We start from the raw sequence: 14,594 nt of genomic DNA, 5'->3' as shown, positions 1-14,594 counted from the left end.
GTCGCCTTTTTTCTATCTACGCTGCAGCTTTCTGAGGAGCCGATGCGTTCAACAGCCAAGCAGTTTGAAAGGCATTGCCGTTCCGCTCTGCGGCACTAGCCAAAAGCTCAGCGTATTTGGTTTCACCGGTGTAATCCGTTCGCGGTAGGCAGCCAGCCTGACGCCATTTGTTCAGAGCTTGATAGCTTCGACTGCATACCTTGGCGGCGGCCCCAATGCCACCTACTGCTTCAAAAGCAAACGCAATCGCGCTCGGAAAATCTGCGGGGTCCAACATGACAATCTCCATTTATCAACTTACGGTTGATGTTACAGATCAACTGACTATTGCGTAACCTTTGTGAGACTCTCAACCCATGGTTGATAAAAACTCTATCCGCGCAGCTTTCAGCGAGCGCTTACATGAAGCTCTCGACGATGCCGGCGTACGCGCCCGTGGTCGTGGAGTGGACATTCATCGTCAGCTGAAGAACTCGGGAGTGGATAAGACAACCCAGGCGATCAGTAAATGGCTAAACGGAGAAGCCATGCCCGAGGCTGACAGCATGGCCGCAATTTGCAATTGGCTTAATGTACGCAGGGAATGGCTGGAATATGGAGTCCTGCCGAAAGAACAGAATGGCGGTAGCGATTCTCATCAGTTGCCCATAAGCGACGAGAGCAATATCAGCAGAATCAATCAGCGTTTTGGAAAAGTACCTTTGATTTCATGGGTGCAAGCTGGGGCATGGTGTGAGGCGACCTCGAACTTTGAGGCTTACGATCCAGAGTCTTGGCTTTCATGCCCTGTAGCAATCAGTAATCATGGATACGCATTGAAGGTACTAGGAGACTCCATGACCAATCCTGGACCTGGTCGTAGCTATCCCACGGGATGCATCATTTTTGTTGATCCAGAGGCAGAGGCCAAAACAGGTGACCGAGTAATAGCGAGAGTTCCTCGCACTAACGAGGTTACCTTCAAAGTCTTGGTGGAGGATGCAGGCCGACAATATTTGAGACCGATCAATCCGCAATATCCAATCATCGATATTACGGAGGAAACTCACATCTGCGGAAAAATCGTTGGATCTTTTCTACCAGAGTAGCTAACTTATTGCCTCCACTATTTTGCTTCTATAAAACTCACCCTCCTCATCTTCCCAAGAGAATCCAGTTCTCAAGTATTGAATAGCATGTGCATAAAGCGCATCTTGAGAAACGCTCGTATTACGCCCTAAAGATTTAAGCTTTCGATTTATATAACGCAACACACCCGACTGTAAAAAATGCCCTCTAATAACTCTAGCCAGTGATATATGTTCCACTGGCAAAATATCATTGGACTCCAAAGCTAGCCCAGCATGAGAGGCAGCAAGATCCCGGACGTGATCAAGAACTTTCTGCGCATCAACTACTTCAGAATATTTACCCGCCATGAATTTTTGACAATGTCCCGCCCCCGTATCCACGGATAAATTGTGCATAAAATTTAATATATCGCACACAAAAAGTGGCCTAACTCCACTAACGAAGCCTTCAAGCCACTCTACAACTGTGGAGTAATGATCCACTCCCTTCCTACTCCACAAGTAAATCACCTCTGCGATCAATCCAGCGGAATACAAGGTATTCTCGATAGAATAACCATATGTATATAATATTTTTGGATGTTCGGGCAATCGCCCAACAATTCGAGCATAGTCAGAATCGCGTGCAACAAGACATTGAAGATTACCGGCAACTACACCATTTACATACCGATCAAGATCATTAACCCCACCTACAGGTCTTATATCCAAGGTAATATTGCTAGCACATTCTGAGAACATAGTTTCCCAAAACAAAACATCATCATCCCCCTCAACAAATAATACAAAGTCACTTCGCATGAAAATGCTTAAGGCATTAATTGCCTCACTTGAATACTCAAGCATCGACATGAAGCATATCCTCCATATCAATGGTGTTAGATCTGAACTTCCCGGCGACCTCAGGAGAATGCGTAGCGACGATTATCTGGGCATTGGGATTCAAAAGCCTGATAGCGGGGATGATGTTCCGCTGCCACGCAATGTGGAGGGATATCTCCGGCTCGTCAGCCAAGAATACATAAGGCTGCTGCCTTTGGAGAAGAGCCTCAACAAATAAAATTATTAGCTGCTTTTCTCCGGAGGAAAGCTTCTCTACTGGAATACTTTCTACAATAGTACTTTTAGACAATCCGATTTTTTCAACTACAAACCGCCCAACATTATCAAACTTAAATCGCTTCCCATCTACAAACTTTCCAAGCAACTCTAAGAAACTATCAGCATGACTAAAAATTTTCTTTGTCTTTTCTTCTGCCTTTAATGACATTTTGAAAATACTATGAGCTCTTTGAGCAGCTTCAAGTGGCTCGAAATCGATATCCTGCCAATCAGGCAATTTTTCCGTTCGAGTTTTTTTTATAGCTGTTACTGAACCTTTAACTGCCGCAAGGTGATCCTGAATTCGCTTATTAACTTCCTGATCAAAAATCCCTAGATTCTTATAAACAGACACAAGGTCTTTTCTCTCGCGCTCTTCATCAAAATCTAATGCATAGCCCGCTTTGTTTGTATCGCCAGCCCTATATAGCAAAGACGTAAGTACATCTCGCTGGAGTTCCAGAGAAATATTTCTCGCTGCTTGCGACAACTCCAACTGATAGCTAGTGAGACCTTGCAGCAACCTATCTAAATGCAAATCTACAGGTCCCAACAGCCGTCTACTTCTCTCTCGTATCTCCTGCTCCGCTCCAGCCCTAAACCGATAAACGGAAAGCGAAGCAATTGACACAAACTCTCCCATACTTGCCTTTACTTCAGAGACAGCTTCTATAGCACGACGACGCGCCAAAGAATTGAAGCGAGCCTCATCTCCCAACAAGAGCGGAAAACTATGCGTCACTCTAGAGATTGCATAATGGACCACGGTAAAAGGTCCATTTAACGTTTTTGTTACCTTTATTGTTTTTATTTTTGAGCGATCTTTAAGCTTGATCACAACTTCAGTAAAGTCATTTTCATCCAGACCGACTGAGTCTACGGTTAAAATAGCGCTCAGGATATTCATAAACGTAGTTTTACCGGTACCATTCTTTCCGATAACTATGTTTACATCATTACCAAATTTTAACTGCGCTGTATAACTACCCCAAAAGCCAGATATTTTTACTTCCGTTATTTTATACATATCAGCCCTGATTATTTATCTTAAATACTATTCGTTTAGGTTAATCAAATCTAAATAAGCCGCCCATCACCGAATAATGGCTCAATGCTAGCGTTTTGAATGGAGGATGTCATTGGTTCTCATTGAATCAGTGCCCGAGCACACATCGGCACGGATAAAAACAACCACAGGTTGACATTGATCAACCATCAGTTGATATTTGCTTCACTCTCCCACCACAGAGCGAGGCAAAACCATGCACACCACAGCAACCCTGCACGTCCATCCGGCCGCTGCTGACCCCTTCCGAATCTTCGAGATCCGCCGCCTGGCCCGCGAGAGCGGCTGCTCGTTTGTCACCACCAAACCGAAGCAGCAAGCTCGCAGCACCCCTACCCCATTCGATCCGAACGGCGGAGGGCATGCAGCATGATCAAGTACAAAATCGACAACCGCACGCTGCAGTTGCTCAACGCCCAGGTCAACCTGACCGAGACCTTCAACCACGTCCTCCGGACAGCGCCCAAGCGTGAGTGCCTGGCGTTCCGGCTCAAGGTCGAACGCGGCACAACGGAGAGCACCTTCGTCGTCGAGCTGGGCAGCGAACGCCACACGCTGACCCTGCAGAACGACAAGAAAACGCACCTCAAGCTGGCCGACTTTATCGAAGAAATCGCCAATGGCCCGTTCGACGCGAGCAACACCACAGATCTGGTGCACCGCCCGCACGCCAGCCGCGAATACGGCCGCTTCGAAGTCTCCGACAAGCAGCGCGTGTTCGAGCTGGTACGCACCGGCGGCGTGCTGAGCCTCGACATGGGCTTCGATTATCCCCTTCATGTCGCGCTGCACCGCACTCAATCGCGCTCAGGTGTCACCACCATTCTGAGCATTGGCAACAAAAGCCCGCACACCCGGTGCTTCACCGCGTACGGCACTGATGTCGAGATCTACGGCAAGGTAACCGAGTCCATCAACCACCTCGCCGCAGCGGCCACCCCAGCCGCGCATGCGGCATGAGGGGGAACGCCATGGAACGCACCCTCGCCCAAGCCGCAACCCAACTCGGCCTCACCCGGCCAAAGCTCATCGCCCGCATGCGGGAAAAAGGCCTGCTCAATGAGAAGAACCTACCGGCCTACCCCAACCGTGACCGCGACTACATGCGCATCAAGGACGGCCAGTGGTACCACGACCAGCTCGGCATGCAGTACAGCCAGTCGACCAGGGTGAAACAACCCGGCATCCACTGGCTGGCCGAACAGCTGGGCATCGACCTGCCTGCCACTCCGGCAGACAACCGTGACGTGGCCTAGGGAATACGCCCGCCAGATCATCGCCATGCGGACACGAGAGGAGCGCAGCGCCGCGCTCCTCGAAGTGCCCGAACATCTGCGCGAGCTCACCAAACGGCACTGCCTGAACGCCTGGAACCACCCGGCCCGAAAACAACGCAAGGAGGCTCAACAAAGCCATGAGTAACACAGCCCAAAACCCGCTGCGCCTGCACCCGGCACCGGAGTCAGCCACCGTCGAACTGCTCTACCGCATCTTCGGCGACGTCCTGATCCCGCTGGACAAAGTGCGCGAGCAGTACTTCCGCAATCTCAACGAGCAATCCTTCGTCGCCGAGATCAGCAGCGGCCGCATCCAGCTCCCCATCACCACGCTGGACACCAGCCGCAAAGCACCGAAGTACGCCCACATCCGCCACGTCGCCTCACTGATCGACATCCGCGCCTACAAGGCCGACGAAGACATGCAGCGACAGCAGGACGACACCAACGAGTAACAACCACAAACCGAACGGCTGCCACCACCAGCCAATAACATCACCAGGAGCACACCACATGACCGCAATTCAAATCTGCGCGCTGTTAGCAATAGTCCTTATGACCGCCGGCATTTACTGGCTCGCCTACCGTAACGGTTTCAGCAACGGCCTCACCGAGGGCTATGCAGAAGGCTACAGCGAAGGCATAGCCGTTCAGAGCGCTGACAAATCCGAAGAGATCCGCAACCTCACGCTATCGCTCAAGCAGGTTCAAAGCAAACACGAGCAACTCTACGACTTTTACAAACGCGCCTTAGAGGCCGCGCAGCTTGGAGAACCTGCACGGATCACCCTGCTGGAGATTGCTGAAAAACTGCGGATCGCAGCCGAGACATTCGCCGCATTCCGCACCGGCAAAAAACTCGAACGCGAAACCCGCGCCCTGCGCGACCAGGCGCTCGCCATCGCTGCGCTGCTGGAGCCGGCAGATCAGGAGAGCGCCGCATGAGCCAGGCCAATTCCCAATCCCACACACACAGCAACCCGGCTCACGCCTCACCAGCGGCTGATGGACCAACGCGCAATCGAACCTCGGAGGAAAGCGGCATGCAAAAGGACCAGCACAACACCCAATCCCCGACCGCTTTGCTCCGCGAGGAAGCCAGCGTCGACACACTAGAAACAAACAGCCTCTGCTGCGCAGCAGCAGGCATTATTGCTCCTTCCAGCAGCACCACCGAGGCGCTTATACCCCACGAAAGGCTGCGCGAGGCAGCCACACCCAATGCAACGCTAATCGCTCCGAATCGCCCGCCCGCGCAGCCTGTTGTGGGGTATGCGACCACTTGTGAGGAGAACGCCAATGCTTAAGCGCGTTCTCAAGCACTTCCATATGTGCTGTGGCCTGGGCGGTGGCGCAAAAGGGTTCAACCGTGCGAAACCCGTCGTAGGACACATCCAAGCCGAGTGGCGATGCATCGGTGGCGTAGATGTAGATCCGGCCGGCCTCCGAGACTTCGAGCGACTGTCCGGCGTTCCTGGCACGTTGATGGATCTGTTCACCCGCGATCAGTACACCCGCTTCCACGCTAAAGAGCCGCCCGCAGGCTGGAGGGAAGCGAGCGCCGACGACCTTCGGCGCGCCGCGAACAATGAACGCCCCGACGCAGTGTTCATTTCCAGCCCATGCAAAGGCGCCTCTGGCCTACTGTCCGAAACAATGAGCCTCACGCCGAAGTACCAGGCGCTGAACGAACTGACACTGCGCTGCATCTGGCTGATGTGCGAAGCTTGGAAGGACGACCCGGCTTCTCTGATCGTGTTCGAGAATGTGCCGCGTCTGGCCACTCGTGGCCGACACCTACTCGACCAGATCAACAAGCTGCTCAATCACTACGGTTACGCCGTAGCAGAAACCACACACGATTGCGGTGTCATTGGCGGTTTGGCGCAGAGCCGCAAGCGCTTTTTGCTGGTGGCTCGCCACGTCGAGAAAGTGCCACCGTTCCTCTACGAACCCGAAAAAAAGACGCTGCAGTCTGTCGGTTCAATTCTGGGCCGCATGCCACTCGCCGGCGATATCGAAGCTGCCGGACCAATGCACCGGGTTCCAGCATTGCAATGGAAGACGTGGGTTCGTCTCGCCTTGGTACAAGCTGGCAAAGACTGGCGCAGCCTCAACGATCTGGTGATTGAGGATGGCTACCTACGCGACCTGGTGATCGTGCCTGAATACCGCGCAGGGTATCTGGGCGTGCACGAGTGGCGTGATACTGCCGGTACCGTAGCCGGACGCAGCAGCCCCACCAACGGCGCGTTTTCAGTAGCCGATCCACGCGCCAAGGCCGGCGCCCTGCAATACCAGCAATACGGCGTCCGCCGCTGGAACGAGACCAGCGGCGCGCTCATCGGCGTGAAGTCGCCCGGGCAAGGAACATTCAGCGTGGCGGATCCACGTCGGCCGGGAGACGGATTCGGCAAATACCTGGTCACCCCATTCGATCGATCCGCCGGCACTGTCATCGCTGGCAGCACCACCGGCCAGGGCGCATTCGCTGTACAGGATCCGCGCTATCACAACTGGCACCCCGGAGCGAGCAATCGCAAGCTGGGCGTGTGCCCATGGGCAAGCACCGCCGGCACTGTCACCGGCTCGCAGCAGGTAGCCAGCGGCGCCCTCTCCATCGCCGATCCTCGCCCAGGAATGAAGCGACAGAAAGGCGACGCTTACCTGACTGGAGGGCATTACGGCGTTGTCGGTTGGGGGGACCAAGCTGGCGCGGTGTCAGCGAGCGCTCGCCAGGACAACGGCAGGTGGTCAGTCGCGGATCCCCGCATGCCAGCGGCTGATGATCGACTGACCTGTGTGATCGAAAGTCTAGACGGCACCTGGCACCGCCCATTCACCACACTGGAGTTGGCCGCGCTGCAAAGTCTGGTCGATCCAGAAGAACAGTTCGAACTCGACGGCCTCAGTGATCAAGCATGGCGCGAGCGGATCGGTAACGCAGTACCTCCGGCAGCAGCCGAGGCTATAGCTCAAGTCATGGGAACGACCTTACTACTGGCAGAGGCTGGCGAGACATTCATGCTAAACAGCGTACCGATTTGGGTGAAGCCTGTAGCGACAGCCCTAAGTGTGGCCCAACGAAACGGCGAGATGGAGGCAGCAGCATGAAGACCCCAGACTTCCGTCTTGTTGACGGCATTTACCCTGGACTAGGGGCATACATAGCGATTGACCTACCATACTCTTGGCTCACCAATAAGGCCTACGAAGGCCCTGGCGACTTCGAAAATAGCTTTTACATAGACATTCACGAACTCATACAAAAGCGGATCAGCGAAGGGCGATGCGGACTAAGCGAGCCGGATGCCACTCAGGCTAAAGCCACTATTGAAATTCTGAGGAAATACGCCGACCTACTTGAGAACACTTTCGTACTCGCTGCAGACGCAGTCGACCAAGGGCCTGACGGAGAAATGATCTATATCAACGCTCACAACAAGGATGCAAAAATTTGGCTCACTGAGGCAGAGACTGGCGACTTAACCGAACGTAGGAAATTATGGCCATGCCGAAACGGGCATACCGAAATCAAAGCCAACAACTCGAAAGTTTACTGCGAAACTTGCGATGACGAAGAGACCGCAGAATGGACGAAAGCTGCAATATCCAAATGGAATTTTAAGCGAGCACCTAGGACATACCAAACCCTATGTGACCGTTCTGCAGAACCACTCTGTGACGATATCGCCCCAACAATCCAAGTCTTTGAGGATCTGTGATGGATAGACTGGACAGATACCTCAAGGAGGCCGAAGTATTGAACGTAACGTCATTATCACATGCCACGCTCTGGCGCGAAGTGAAAGCAAAACGGTTCCCAGCTCAGGTACGAATTTCGCCTGGCCGTGTTGGTTGGCGAGCGTCAGAGATAGCATCTTGGCAGGCTGATCCCACTCAGTGGTACACGACGAACGCTGCCTAAATTGAGCCGCAGGATTGAACAAACCTATGCGAAGGCGCTAAATATGCCCTTCGCATTTTTCAGGCCCGGACATTCATATGGCAAGTGGAACCGTAGTCGAATCCCCCGAAGTTTTATCACAATCCTTCGCTGAGTTCCTGGAGTCCTCCCCTCCCAACCAACCAGCACATATATCCGATCTCATTGAAGAGAAATGGGTAGGAAACTTTCAGCGCGTATGTTTGAAAACACCTGAAATCCAACTTCACTGCACTGAAGAGTCTTGCAACGGGATTAGATTTTATCGATGCACCCACGGCAAGAACATTACGATGGATTTATCAGAATCAACAAACTGCTACCTTACATATGTCTGCGCCAACTGCCAGATAAATACAAAAACATACTCAATTAAAGCACATAGAGACAACGCCACATTTAGCGGCGTAATGGTTAAGTTCGGAGAGCACCCGACATTTGGCCCACCAATACCAGCAAGACTATTGAAACTGATTGGCCCAGATCGAGATAATTTTCTTAAAGGTAGGCGCTGCGAAAATCAAGGATTGGGAGTTGGGGCGTTTGTATATTATCGCCGAGTAGTTGAACATCAAAAAAACAGAATCTTCAAAGAAGTTGTCAAAGTATCCGAAAAAATCGGAGCACCGAAAGAGAAAATTGAAATACTAAACGCTGCGTTACTTGAAACTCAGTTCACAAAAGCACTGGACATGGCGAAAGATTCACTACCAGAAAGCCTTTTAATCAATGGCTACAGTCCGCTAAAGCTTTTGTACAGAGCTTTGAGCGAAGGGATCCACAATCTCGATGATGAGACTTGCCTAGGCTTGGCATCCAGCGTGCGAATCATTCTGGGTGAGTTGTCAGACCGCCTTTCGCAAGCTCTAAAGGATGAGGTAGAGATCACCAATGCCATTAACCGTCTGTTATCGCCGACCAAACCATAGCCATTCTTTGCTCACGACAGCTAACTAATAACTTTCGCTTCACCTACTAACCAGGCAGCCCATGCATTCAGTGCTGCCTGCTTTTCTTTGAAATAGTCATAGCGATCATAATGCTTCGACGAGACATCAGAGAAGGCATGCCCCTGAATCCGGTCTCGGATTTCCTTGCTGATCCCAGCCACACCCATCAAGGTTTTACACGTCCTTCGAATATCCCTCAGCGTGAATGGTCCCGCGAAGTCACTCTTGTGTCTTGAGTAAAGCTTGCTGACCGCCCGCGACAAGGAGTTAGTGTGAATTGATTCGGTGAGATCCTTACCGGAGAACGGGTATTTATTTTCGGCAGTGATCATCGACAATCGCTCCAGGCAACCCAATGCGAGCGCGTTAAGAGGAACCGTGTGCACAGTGCGCTCCCCCACCTTGCCTTTTGCATCCCGGATCAAGACGTGATCCTTGTGATACATACTCCGGTCCGAGCTCAGCAATTGCGTCGGTCGCTGTCCACCCGTAGCAATTAGAAACTTGATTAGCTCAGACGTCACCAAACTCAACTCTTCAGGAAGAAGATTCCACAGCACGCCCAGTTCCTTCACGGATAGCGCTCGCTCCCCCGATCTCTCCCAGTCTTTCTGTACCGGTACTCCCGTCACAGGGTTGTGTTTCAGCCCAAACTGAACAGCGTCTTTCAGATACTCCCGAGGGTTGTTTTCTTGGTTGAGTCCGTGCTGAAACGCAGCGTGCAGCCTGGCTCTGACTCGGTTTGTAAAAGTGGTCACACCGGCCTGAATCATCTTCGACAAAATGTCCCTGATGTGGCCAGGCTCCACCAAGGAAGCCGGTAGCTTCGCAACCTCTGGATGTGGCTCGGTGACATATTTCTTGAATGACCACTTCACATCGTCATGAGATGCCGCCCCTTCCTCTTTGAGCTTCGCGACATAAGAGTCTAGGAGCACTGACAATGACGCTCCAGATAAGTCTTGTTCGCTTGCTGCGTTGCAAAGCTGCCTGGCATCAGCCAACGACAGAGCTGGCCAGTTGCCGAGCTTCTTGCGGCGTTTCTTCTGGTTAACAAACCGTACGTGGTAGAACTCCTTCACCCCCGTCGTCTTTACTTTGACGTACAGAGCGCCGTCCCCACGCGACCCTTTGCTATCTGAAATCGTATAGTCGGAAGGCCCCGCCTTCATGGCGCGTAACTGTTTGTCTGTTAGCATGTACCTGGTGTCCGTTTAAGGTGTCTGTTAGCCGAAACTGATAGCAGATTACCCGATACAAACTGATACGCCAAACCAGCATCCAGACCCTTTAATTTCAATGCCTTAGCAACAATACGGATATCATCCGCGACTCTGTGATATTCCACCGACATAAGCTTCCCAAGCTGATAACGAGGGTTCGATTCCCTTCACCCGCTCCAATCGAATTCATGTCCTGCGTCGTGGTTTGACGGGGGATGCGCAAACAGAAAAAACCGGCCTTGATGGCCGGTTTTTTTGTGTCTGGGGTTTGAGTTTTCATCGGTAAATCCAAAGATCGTTACCGTCGGCGCCATCGTGATCAGCTTATCGCTGCAAATTCCGCATACGTATGATCCTTCTCCGACGGCGAAGTCAGGTTTAAACCCTCATAAGCAACGCTCCGTATTCAGGCCAAAGAAGCCGGTAACCAACCGGCACAGGGATTGACCATGAACGACACTGCTATTCCCGAGGGCTTCACTCCGCTGACTCGCAGCAGCCCGCTACTCGACTTGCTTGGCCCGATCTATACCAGAGGGAGTGGCCTGCAACTGGAAATCGGTCTGCGGACAGACGCACGACATGCCAATGGACGGGGCACGTTGCATGGCGGTGTATTGGCGACTTTGGCGGATGTCGGCATGGGGTACGCCATGGCATTCTCCAGCGACCCTCCCCTGCCATTGATCACGGCGAGTATGACCCTGGATTATCTCAGCGCGGTGCAGATCAATGAGTGGCTCGAGGTACGCGTTGAGCACTCCAAAAAAGGACGGCAGCTGGCGTTTGCCACTGTCGGGTTGCATGTCGGTGATCGAATGGTTGCCCGTGCCAGCGCAGTGTTTGCTGTGCCGCAGTAGTATCTCCCTGAATCCAACCGGTCTTGGACCGGTTTTTGGATATTTTTTGGGTCAGTCCCATTTAAATCCAGGGTCTGATTAGAGATCTGACTCGCAAGAAAGCTGAATAGCTGGCCGATAAAAAACCCGACACGGTGGCCGGGCTCAAAGATACGGAATAAAAATCAGGGTTTCGGGGTTGAGTCAGATGACCCGTTCTTTTTCAGCTCTGCCTCTTTCGACTTTTTTTCAAGCAGCACCTTCGTTGCAGATTGCGGTTGAGGCTTTCGTCCTGCCGCCAAATCAGCCTCAATCTTGGCAACCGCCTTGGCTGCCGCTGTTACCGACAAATAGACGCCGTAGACTTTACCCTCAAAAAAAACGACCCAAACCATTACCACTTCAGGATCGAGATTTTTCGCAACACCCTGCCAGTGAGGGCTTAAATCGCCTACATGCAGCTTTGCAATCCCTAAATCAAACATCCGCACGCCTCCTTCATCAGTGACAGGAGATGTTGCCGTATTTTCGCGACGATGAATATTGGCCTCCCTGTCAGATCGATGACGATTCCAGCGCGATACGGTTGCGGTTCGTCAGCCAAGCCTTGATTGGCATCCGGCACCGCCTCGATTGTTCCGCTCAAATATCCATAAGCATAGTAGCACCGGGTGTCGGGCAGCCCCCCGTCAGACGTTCTGCAGGTCATCGCTGTAGCGCACAAACTCCAAGGTGAACGCCTGCTTGCGCGGGATCCCGCCCTGCAGCAGTTCGACGTTCGGATTTGGTTGCGCAAAACCAACTTTGAACCATTCAGAAACAACACGTTGATTGAATTCCTCCCGCCTGCGCTTACGCTACTGCCAATCAGCCACTCATGTCGTGAGCGCTGCTATGTCGAAGCGTTCGGCCACAAGGGAAATGATCCGCATGCTTTATCCAATCGCAATATCTCCCAGCGAAGGCGACTCAACATGGTGTGTTGAAGTACCAGACCTCCCTGGTTGCTTCTCCGCTGGAGAAGATCAGGACCATGCAATGGAAATGGCGAAAGAGGCGATAGAAACCCATATCGAGATTCTCGCTGAAAGCGATGCCGTCATTCCTGCGGCCAACAAGATCAGTAACCATATTTCCGATCCGAGGTTTGAAAACTGCGTATGGGCGTTGGTGGATGTGGACATCAGTCAGTGCCTGGGGAATACGCAAAAGGTCAACATCACACTCCCAGGCTATTTGTTGAGCCGCATTGACCTTCACGTCAGCCAGCATCCGGAGGAAAAGAGTCGTTCCGCATTTTTGGCTTCGGCTGCGTTGCGTATGTTGAGTTCGTGAATAATCTCGACCCCGATGGATCTGATCTGCACGGAGAATCTGCAATGAACAGCGAAACCATCCGTAACCGAAAAGACCTGAGCGTTGCATTTGCACGGATGGAAAAGCTCTGGGGGGCTGAGCCCGGATCGTCCGATGGAAATGAACTGGAAAACCTCGCAGTGCTTATCGAGCAATATGAGAACGAGCACTATCCAATGTCCACTGAAAAGAACGACATCCGAACGAACGACCAGTAATCCTGTAGGAATCGCCGCACACAAACATGGCGTGATGCTCGCCATGTTTTCAGACGTTTCCCAGCGACCAGTTCTTGAGATTCCGCTAGCATTCGCACGCCCAAGAGGACGCTTGGGGATAACGGACGTACTTAACAAGGACGACTCATGCTTTCTTCCGCACGCTTGGGCGATAAACACGATTTTTCATTGCCAGGACATGGGGAGATGTAGTCCGTGTCCACGAATGCAAGTAAGCGACGCCCGCTCTATCTCGTCATGCGGTTACTTATTTTTGTGGTGTTGACGTATCTGGTTTGGTACGTCGCAGTGCCACGCGTTGAGATTGATTTCTCTAAACAAGGCACAGGTGATTTGAGGTTTGTGCTGAATACGCAAAATGAGATCTTTCGCGGAAACCTTGCCCCCGGAGAGTCTACGGGCGGACCAGGGCATCTGTTTCCCGATGATGAATTTTTTATGGAGTTTGATTGGCGTAATTCCGGGCAAAACCATTGCGTCAGGATCACTCCGAAATGGCCCACGACTAAAATTCATATCGGGAACAATGGCGAGGTTGACCGTAGCGCTGGCAGTGGCACTGATGTCGATCAGTTGGAGCCTTGCGCACCTTGAAGATTTATACGAGACAAACTTCGTAAAGAAAAACCGGCTCAATGAGCCGGTTTTTTTATGCCTGCCAGAACAGCTGCAATTCAGCCCTTCACCTCAACATGATCCAGCGCCTGATTGACCGCCAACTTCCCCAGCATCACGACCTGTGCGATCCCCAGTGCCGTCCTGCGATGGGACGGATCGAGCACGGCGGCGAAGTTGCTGAGCATTTCGCTGGCCGAGCCCAGGGATTCGCTGGCGTTGGCGAGCAGGGATTCGGTGTTGTAGGCCGGATTGGCGAGGAACATCGGTTCAGGCTGGTTGGTCGTGCCCATGACATTGGCGCCGGGGCAGAGATAGTGATCGAGGGCGCGGTTGGCGGCGTCGTTGAGTTTTCTGGAGTCGATTGAGGTGTAGGGGGACGTTGGGTCGGTTTCGACTTCTGGGGGATTCGGTGTCGGCTTCTTCATAATGGCTTCTTTCTAGTCGATAGGTGGAGCTGACCTACTCGGTTCCAATCGAAGAGGTGGCAGCTGTACACGAGTTGGAACCCGGGCGAAAAAAGCCAAAAGCCCGACAGACTCGAAGTCTCTCGCGCACAGCCGCCATAACAGAGTGCACACCATGAAGGCGGGCAAGCATACGTCATGAAAGCTGCTTTTGCTTTTTTGGAAAGCCGCGGGGTTCCAATCCCGATCGCCGATTCATCAGCGACCTTCACAGGCTAGAGCCCGCACTTCCGACGGACAACCTGAAAACCTTGTGGGAAGGATCAGCAAACAGGACCCACTCTTTAAACATCCCGAATCGAAAAACCGCGCTTACAGATCCCCAACACTCGTTCGGTTCTCACGCTCGCTACGACCCGCTAGCATTTCCCCATCACCCACCACCCTCCCCCTGCGCGGCCATCGACGAATACGCGCCATCACGTTTCGAGGGACTTCAGATCGT

Annotated in this window: 22 protein-coding genes; 15 read left to right on the top strand and 7 right to left on the bottom strand. The window is 52.5% G+C overall.

Annotated features, from left to right (window positions below):
- Positions 1-16: 16 nt before the first annotated feature.
- Positions 17-277, bottom strand: coding sequence for a hypothetical protein (locus NH234_RS07785; RefSeq protein WP_367256203.1), 261 nt, complete (start codon positions 275-277; stop codon positions 17-19).
- A 79-nt stretch (positions 278-356) separates the two neighbouring features.
- On the opposite strand from NH234_RS07785, the gene NH234_RS07780 reads away from it, so the two are divergent.
- Positions 357-1,088: a S24 family peptidase gene (locus NH234_RS07780; protein WP_367256202.1), complete on the top strand. Its 732-nt coding sequence runs from the start codon at positions 357-359 to the stop codon at positions 1,086-1,088.
- Here NH234_RS07780 and NH234_RS07775 read toward each other — a convergent pair whose 3' ends face one another.
- Positions 1,089-1,922, bottom strand: a complete 834-nt coding sequence (locus NH234_RS07775; RefSeq protein WP_367256200.1) for a DUF4435 domain-containing protein — start codon at positions 1,920-1,922, stop codon at positions 1,089-1,091.
- The gene (locus NH234_RS07770) at positions 1,909-3,198 is read right to left on the bottom strand and encodes an AAA family ATPase (protein ID WP_367256199.1); all 1,290 of its coding nucleotides are present in this window, start codon (positions 3,196-3,198) and stop codon (positions 1,909-1,911) included. Before NH234_RS07770 ends, NH234_RS07775 begins: the two co-directional genes overlap by 14 nt.
- A gap of 235 nt (positions 3,199-3,433) precedes the next feature.
- Between NH234_RS07770 and NH234_RS07765 the strand changes: the two genes are divergently transcribed.
- From NH234_RS07765 to NH234_RS07720, 10 genes are all read left to right on the top strand, one after another.
- Positions 3,434-3,610: a hypothetical protein gene (locus tag NH234_RS07765; RefSeq protein ID WP_367256197.1), complete on the top strand. Its 177-nt coding sequence runs from the start codon at positions 3,434-3,436 to the stop codon at positions 3,608-3,610.
- Complete coding sequence (locus NH234_RS07760) at positions 3,607-4,197, top strand: hypothetical protein (RefSeq protein WP_367256196.1); 591 nt, start codon at positions 3,607-3,609, stop codon at positions 4,195-4,197. The genes NH234_RS07765 and NH234_RS07760 overlap by 4 nt, the downstream gene beginning before the upstream one ends.
- Before the next feature lie 11 nt (positions 4,198-4,208).
- A complete protein-coding gene (locus NH234_RS07755; RefSeq protein ID WP_367256194.1) occupies positions 4,209-4,493 on the top strand; it encodes a phage antirepressor KilAC domain-containing protein in 285 nt (94 codons plus the stop codon).
- Positions 4,494-4,651: 158 nt separating this feature from the next.
- Positions 4,652-4,969, top strand: a complete 318-nt coding sequence (locus tag NH234_RS07750) for a pyocin activator PrtN family protein (RefSeq protein ID WP_083366740.1) — start codon at positions 4,652-4,654, stop codon at positions 4,967-4,969.
- A gap of 58 nt (positions 4,970-5,027) precedes the next feature.
- Positions 5,028-5,459, top strand: coding sequence for a hypothetical protein (locus NH234_RS07745; protein WP_367256192.1), 432 nt, complete (start codon positions 5,028-5,030; stop codon positions 5,457-5,459).
- Positions 5,456-5,821, top strand: a complete 366-nt coding sequence (locus tag NH234_RS07740) for a hypothetical protein (RefSeq protein WP_367256191.1) — start codon at positions 5,456-5,458, stop codon at positions 5,819-5,821. Before NH234_RS07745 ends, NH234_RS07740 begins: the two co-directional genes overlap by 4 nt.
- A complete protein-coding gene (locus NH234_RS07735) occupies positions 5,814-7,628 on the top strand; it encodes a DNA cytosine methyltransferase (protein WP_367256189.1) in 1,815 nt (604 codons plus the stop codon). The genes NH234_RS07740 and NH234_RS07735 overlap by 8 nt, the downstream gene beginning before the upstream one ends.
- The gene (locus NH234_RS07730; protein ID WP_367256188.1) at positions 7,625-8,239 is read left to right on the top strand and encodes a hypothetical protein; all 615 of its coding nucleotides are present in this window, start codon (positions 7,625-7,627) and stop codon (positions 8,237-8,239) included. Before NH234_RS07735 ends, NH234_RS07730 begins: the two co-directional genes overlap by 4 nt.
- Positions 8,239-8,442 carry a helix-turn-helix transcriptional regulator gene (locus tag NH234_RS07725; protein WP_367256186.1) on the top strand — a complete coding sequence of 68 codons (204 nt, stop codon included), beginning with the start codon at positions 8,239-8,241 and terminating at the stop codon, positions 8,440-8,442. The genes NH234_RS07730 and NH234_RS07725 overlap by 1 nt, the downstream gene beginning before the upstream one ends.
- Positions 8,443-8,519: 77 nt before the next feature.
- Positions 8,520-9,389 (top strand): hypothetical protein, encoded by an 870-nt coding sequence (locus tag NH234_RS07720; protein ID WP_367256185.1) that lies wholly within the window; start codon positions 8,520-8,522, stop codon positions 9,387-9,389.
- 20 nt (positions 9,390-9,409) lie between these two features.
- Here NH234_RS07720 and NH234_RS07715 read toward each other — a convergent pair whose 3' ends face one another.
- Positions 9,410-10,609: a tyrosine-type recombinase/integrase gene (locus tag NH234_RS07715; RefSeq protein WP_367256183.1), complete on the bottom strand. Its 1,200-nt coding sequence runs from the start codon at positions 10,607-10,609 to the stop codon at positions 9,410-9,412.
- A gap of 473 nt (positions 10,610-11,082) precedes the next feature.
- Here NH234_RS07715 and NH234_RS07710 point away from each other — a divergent pair, with 473 nt between their 5' ends.
- Positions 11,083-11,493: a PaaI family thioesterase gene (locus NH234_RS07710; RefSeq protein ID WP_367256182.1), complete on the top strand. Its 411-nt coding sequence runs from the start codon at positions 11,083-11,085 to the stop codon at positions 11,491-11,493.
- A 164-nt stretch (positions 11,494-11,657) separates the two neighbouring features.
- Here NH234_RS07710 and NH234_RS07705 read toward each other — a convergent pair whose 3' ends face one another.
- A complete protein-coding gene (locus NH234_RS07705; RefSeq protein WP_367256181.1) occupies positions 11,658-11,957 on the bottom strand; it encodes a hypothetical protein in 300 nt (99 codons plus the stop codon).
- Positions 11,945-12,181 carry a tail protein X gene (locus NH234_RS07700; protein ID WP_367256180.1) on the bottom strand — a complete coding sequence of 79 codons (237 nt, stop codon included), beginning with the start codon at positions 12,179-12,181 and terminating at the stop codon, positions 11,945-11,947. The genes NH234_RS07705 and NH234_RS07700 overlap by 13 nt, the downstream gene beginning before the upstream one ends.
- Positions 12,182-12,402: 221 nt before the next feature.
- Between NH234_RS07700 and NH234_RS07695 the strand changes: the two genes are divergently transcribed.
- The 3 genes from NH234_RS07695 (at position 12,403) to NH234_RS07685 (ending at position 13,661) form a co-directional block, all read left to right on the top strand.
- A complete protein-coding gene (locus NH234_RS07695; RefSeq protein WP_367257136.1) occupies positions 12,403-12,807 on the top strand; it encodes a type II toxin-antitoxin system HicB family antitoxin in 405 nt (134 codons plus the stop codon).
- 44 nt (positions 12,808-12,851) lie between these two features.
- Positions 12,852-13,046, top strand: a complete 195-nt coding sequence (locus NH234_RS07690; protein WP_367256179.1) for a hypothetical protein — start codon at positions 12,852-12,854, stop codon at positions 13,044-13,046.
- 216 nt (positions 13,047-13,262) lie between these two features.
- Complete coding sequence (locus tag NH234_RS07685; RefSeq protein ID WP_367256178.1) at positions 13,263-13,661, top strand: hypothetical protein; 399 nt, start codon at positions 13,263-13,265, stop codon at positions 13,659-13,661.
- Positions 13,662-13,741: 80 nt separating this feature from the next.
- Here NH234_RS07685 and NH234_RS07680 read toward each other — a convergent pair whose 3' ends face one another.
- On the bottom strand, positions 13,742-14,110 hold the full coding sequence (locus tag NH234_RS07680; protein WP_367256177.1) for a hypothetical protein: 369 nt from the start codon (positions 14,108-14,110) through the stop codon (positions 13,742-13,744).
- Positions 14,111-14,594: the final 484 nt, after the last annotated feature.

It is taken from the genome of Pseudomonas sp. stari2, assembly GCF_040760005.1.
In the GTDB taxonomy this organism is placed as follows: Bacteria; Pseudomonadota; Gammaproteobacteria; order Pseudomonadales; family Pseudomonadaceae; genus Aquipseudomonas.
The sequence above is the reverse complement of the archived record's forward strand: the minus strand, read 5'-3'. Positions and strand labels throughout refer to the sequence as shown.

Bases quoted from the DNA above. Each gene is read 5' to 3' on its own strand.
- NH234_RS07785 (WP_367256203.1), bottom strand. From the start codon at position 277: ATGTTGGACCCCGCAGATTTTCCGAGCGCGATTGCGTTTGCTTTTGAA.
- NH234_RS07780 (WP_367256202.1), top strand. From the start codon at position 357: ATGGTTGATAAAAACTCTATCCGCGCAGCTTTCAGCGAGCGCTTACAT.
- NH234_RS07775 (WP_367256200.1), bottom strand. From the start codon at position 1,922: ATGTCGATGCTTGAGTATTCAAGTGAGGCAATTAATGCCTTAAGCATT.
- NH234_RS07770 (WP_367256199.1), bottom strand. From the start codon at position 3,198: ATGTATAAAATAACGGAAGTAAAAATATCTGGCTTTTGGGGTAGTTAT.
- NH234_RS07765 (WP_367256197.1), top strand. From the start codon at position 3,434: ATGCACACCACAGCAACCCTGCACGTCCATCCGGCCGCTGCTGACCCC.
- NH234_RS07760 (WP_367256196.1), top strand. From the start codon at position 3,607: ATGATCAAGTACAAAATCGACAACCGCACGCTGCAGTTGCTCAACGCC.
- NH234_RS07755 (WP_367256194.1), top strand. From the start codon at position 4,209: ATGGAACGCACCCTCGCCCAAGCCGCAACCCAACTCGGCCTCACCCGG.
- NH234_RS07750 (WP_083366740.1), top strand. From the start codon at position 4,652: ATGAGTAACACAGCCCAAAACCCGCTGCGCCTGCACCCGGCACCGGAG.
- NH234_RS07745 (WP_367256192.1), top strand. From the start codon at position 5,028: ATGACCGCAATTCAAATCTGCGCGCTGTTAGCAATAGTCCTTATGACC.
- NH234_RS07740 (WP_367256191.1), top strand. From the start codon at position 5,456: ATGAGCCAGGCCAATTCCCAATCCCACACACACAGCAACCCGGCTCAC.
- NH234_RS07735 (WP_367256189.1), top strand. From the start codon at position 5,814: ATGCTTAAGCGCGTTCTCAAGCACTTCCATATGTGCTGTGGCCTGGGC.
- NH234_RS07730 (WP_367256188.1), top strand. From the start codon at position 7,625: ATGAAGACCCCAGACTTCCGTCTTGTTGACGGCATTTACCCTGGACTA.
- NH234_RS07725 (WP_367256186.1), top strand. From the start codon at position 8,239: ATGGATAGACTGGACAGATACCTCAAGGAGGCCGAAGTATTGAACGTA.
- NH234_RS07720 (WP_367256185.1), top strand. From the start codon at position 8,520: ATGGCAAGTGGAACCGTAGTCGAATCCCCCGAAGTTTTATCACAATCC.
- NH234_RS07715 (WP_367256183.1), bottom strand. From the start codon at position 10,609: ATGCTAACAGACAAACAGTTACGCGCCATGAAGGCGGGGCCTTCCGAC.
- NH234_RS07710 (WP_367256182.1), top strand. From the start codon at position 11,083: ATGAACGACACTGCTATTCCCGAGGGCTTCACTCCGCTGACTCGCAGC.
- NH234_RS07705 (WP_367256181.1), bottom strand. From the start codon at position 11,957: ATGTTTGATTTAGGGATTGCAAAGCTGCATGTAGGCGATTTAAGCCCT.
- NH234_RS07700 (WP_367256180.1), bottom strand. From the start codon at position 12,181: ATGACCTGCAGAACGTCTGACGGGGGGCTGCCCGACACCCGGTGCTAC.
- NH234_RS07695 (WP_367257136.1), top strand. From the start codon at position 12,403: ATGCTTTATCCAATCGCAATATCTCCCAGCGAAGGCGACTCAACATGG.
- NH234_RS07690 (WP_367256179.1), top strand. From the start codon at position 12,852: ATGAACAGCGAAACCATCCGTAACCGAAAAGACCTGAGCGTTGCATTT.
- NH234_RS07680 (WP_367256177.1), bottom strand. From the start codon at position 14,110: ATGAAGAAGCCGACACCGAATCCCCCAGAAGTCGAAACCGACCCAACG.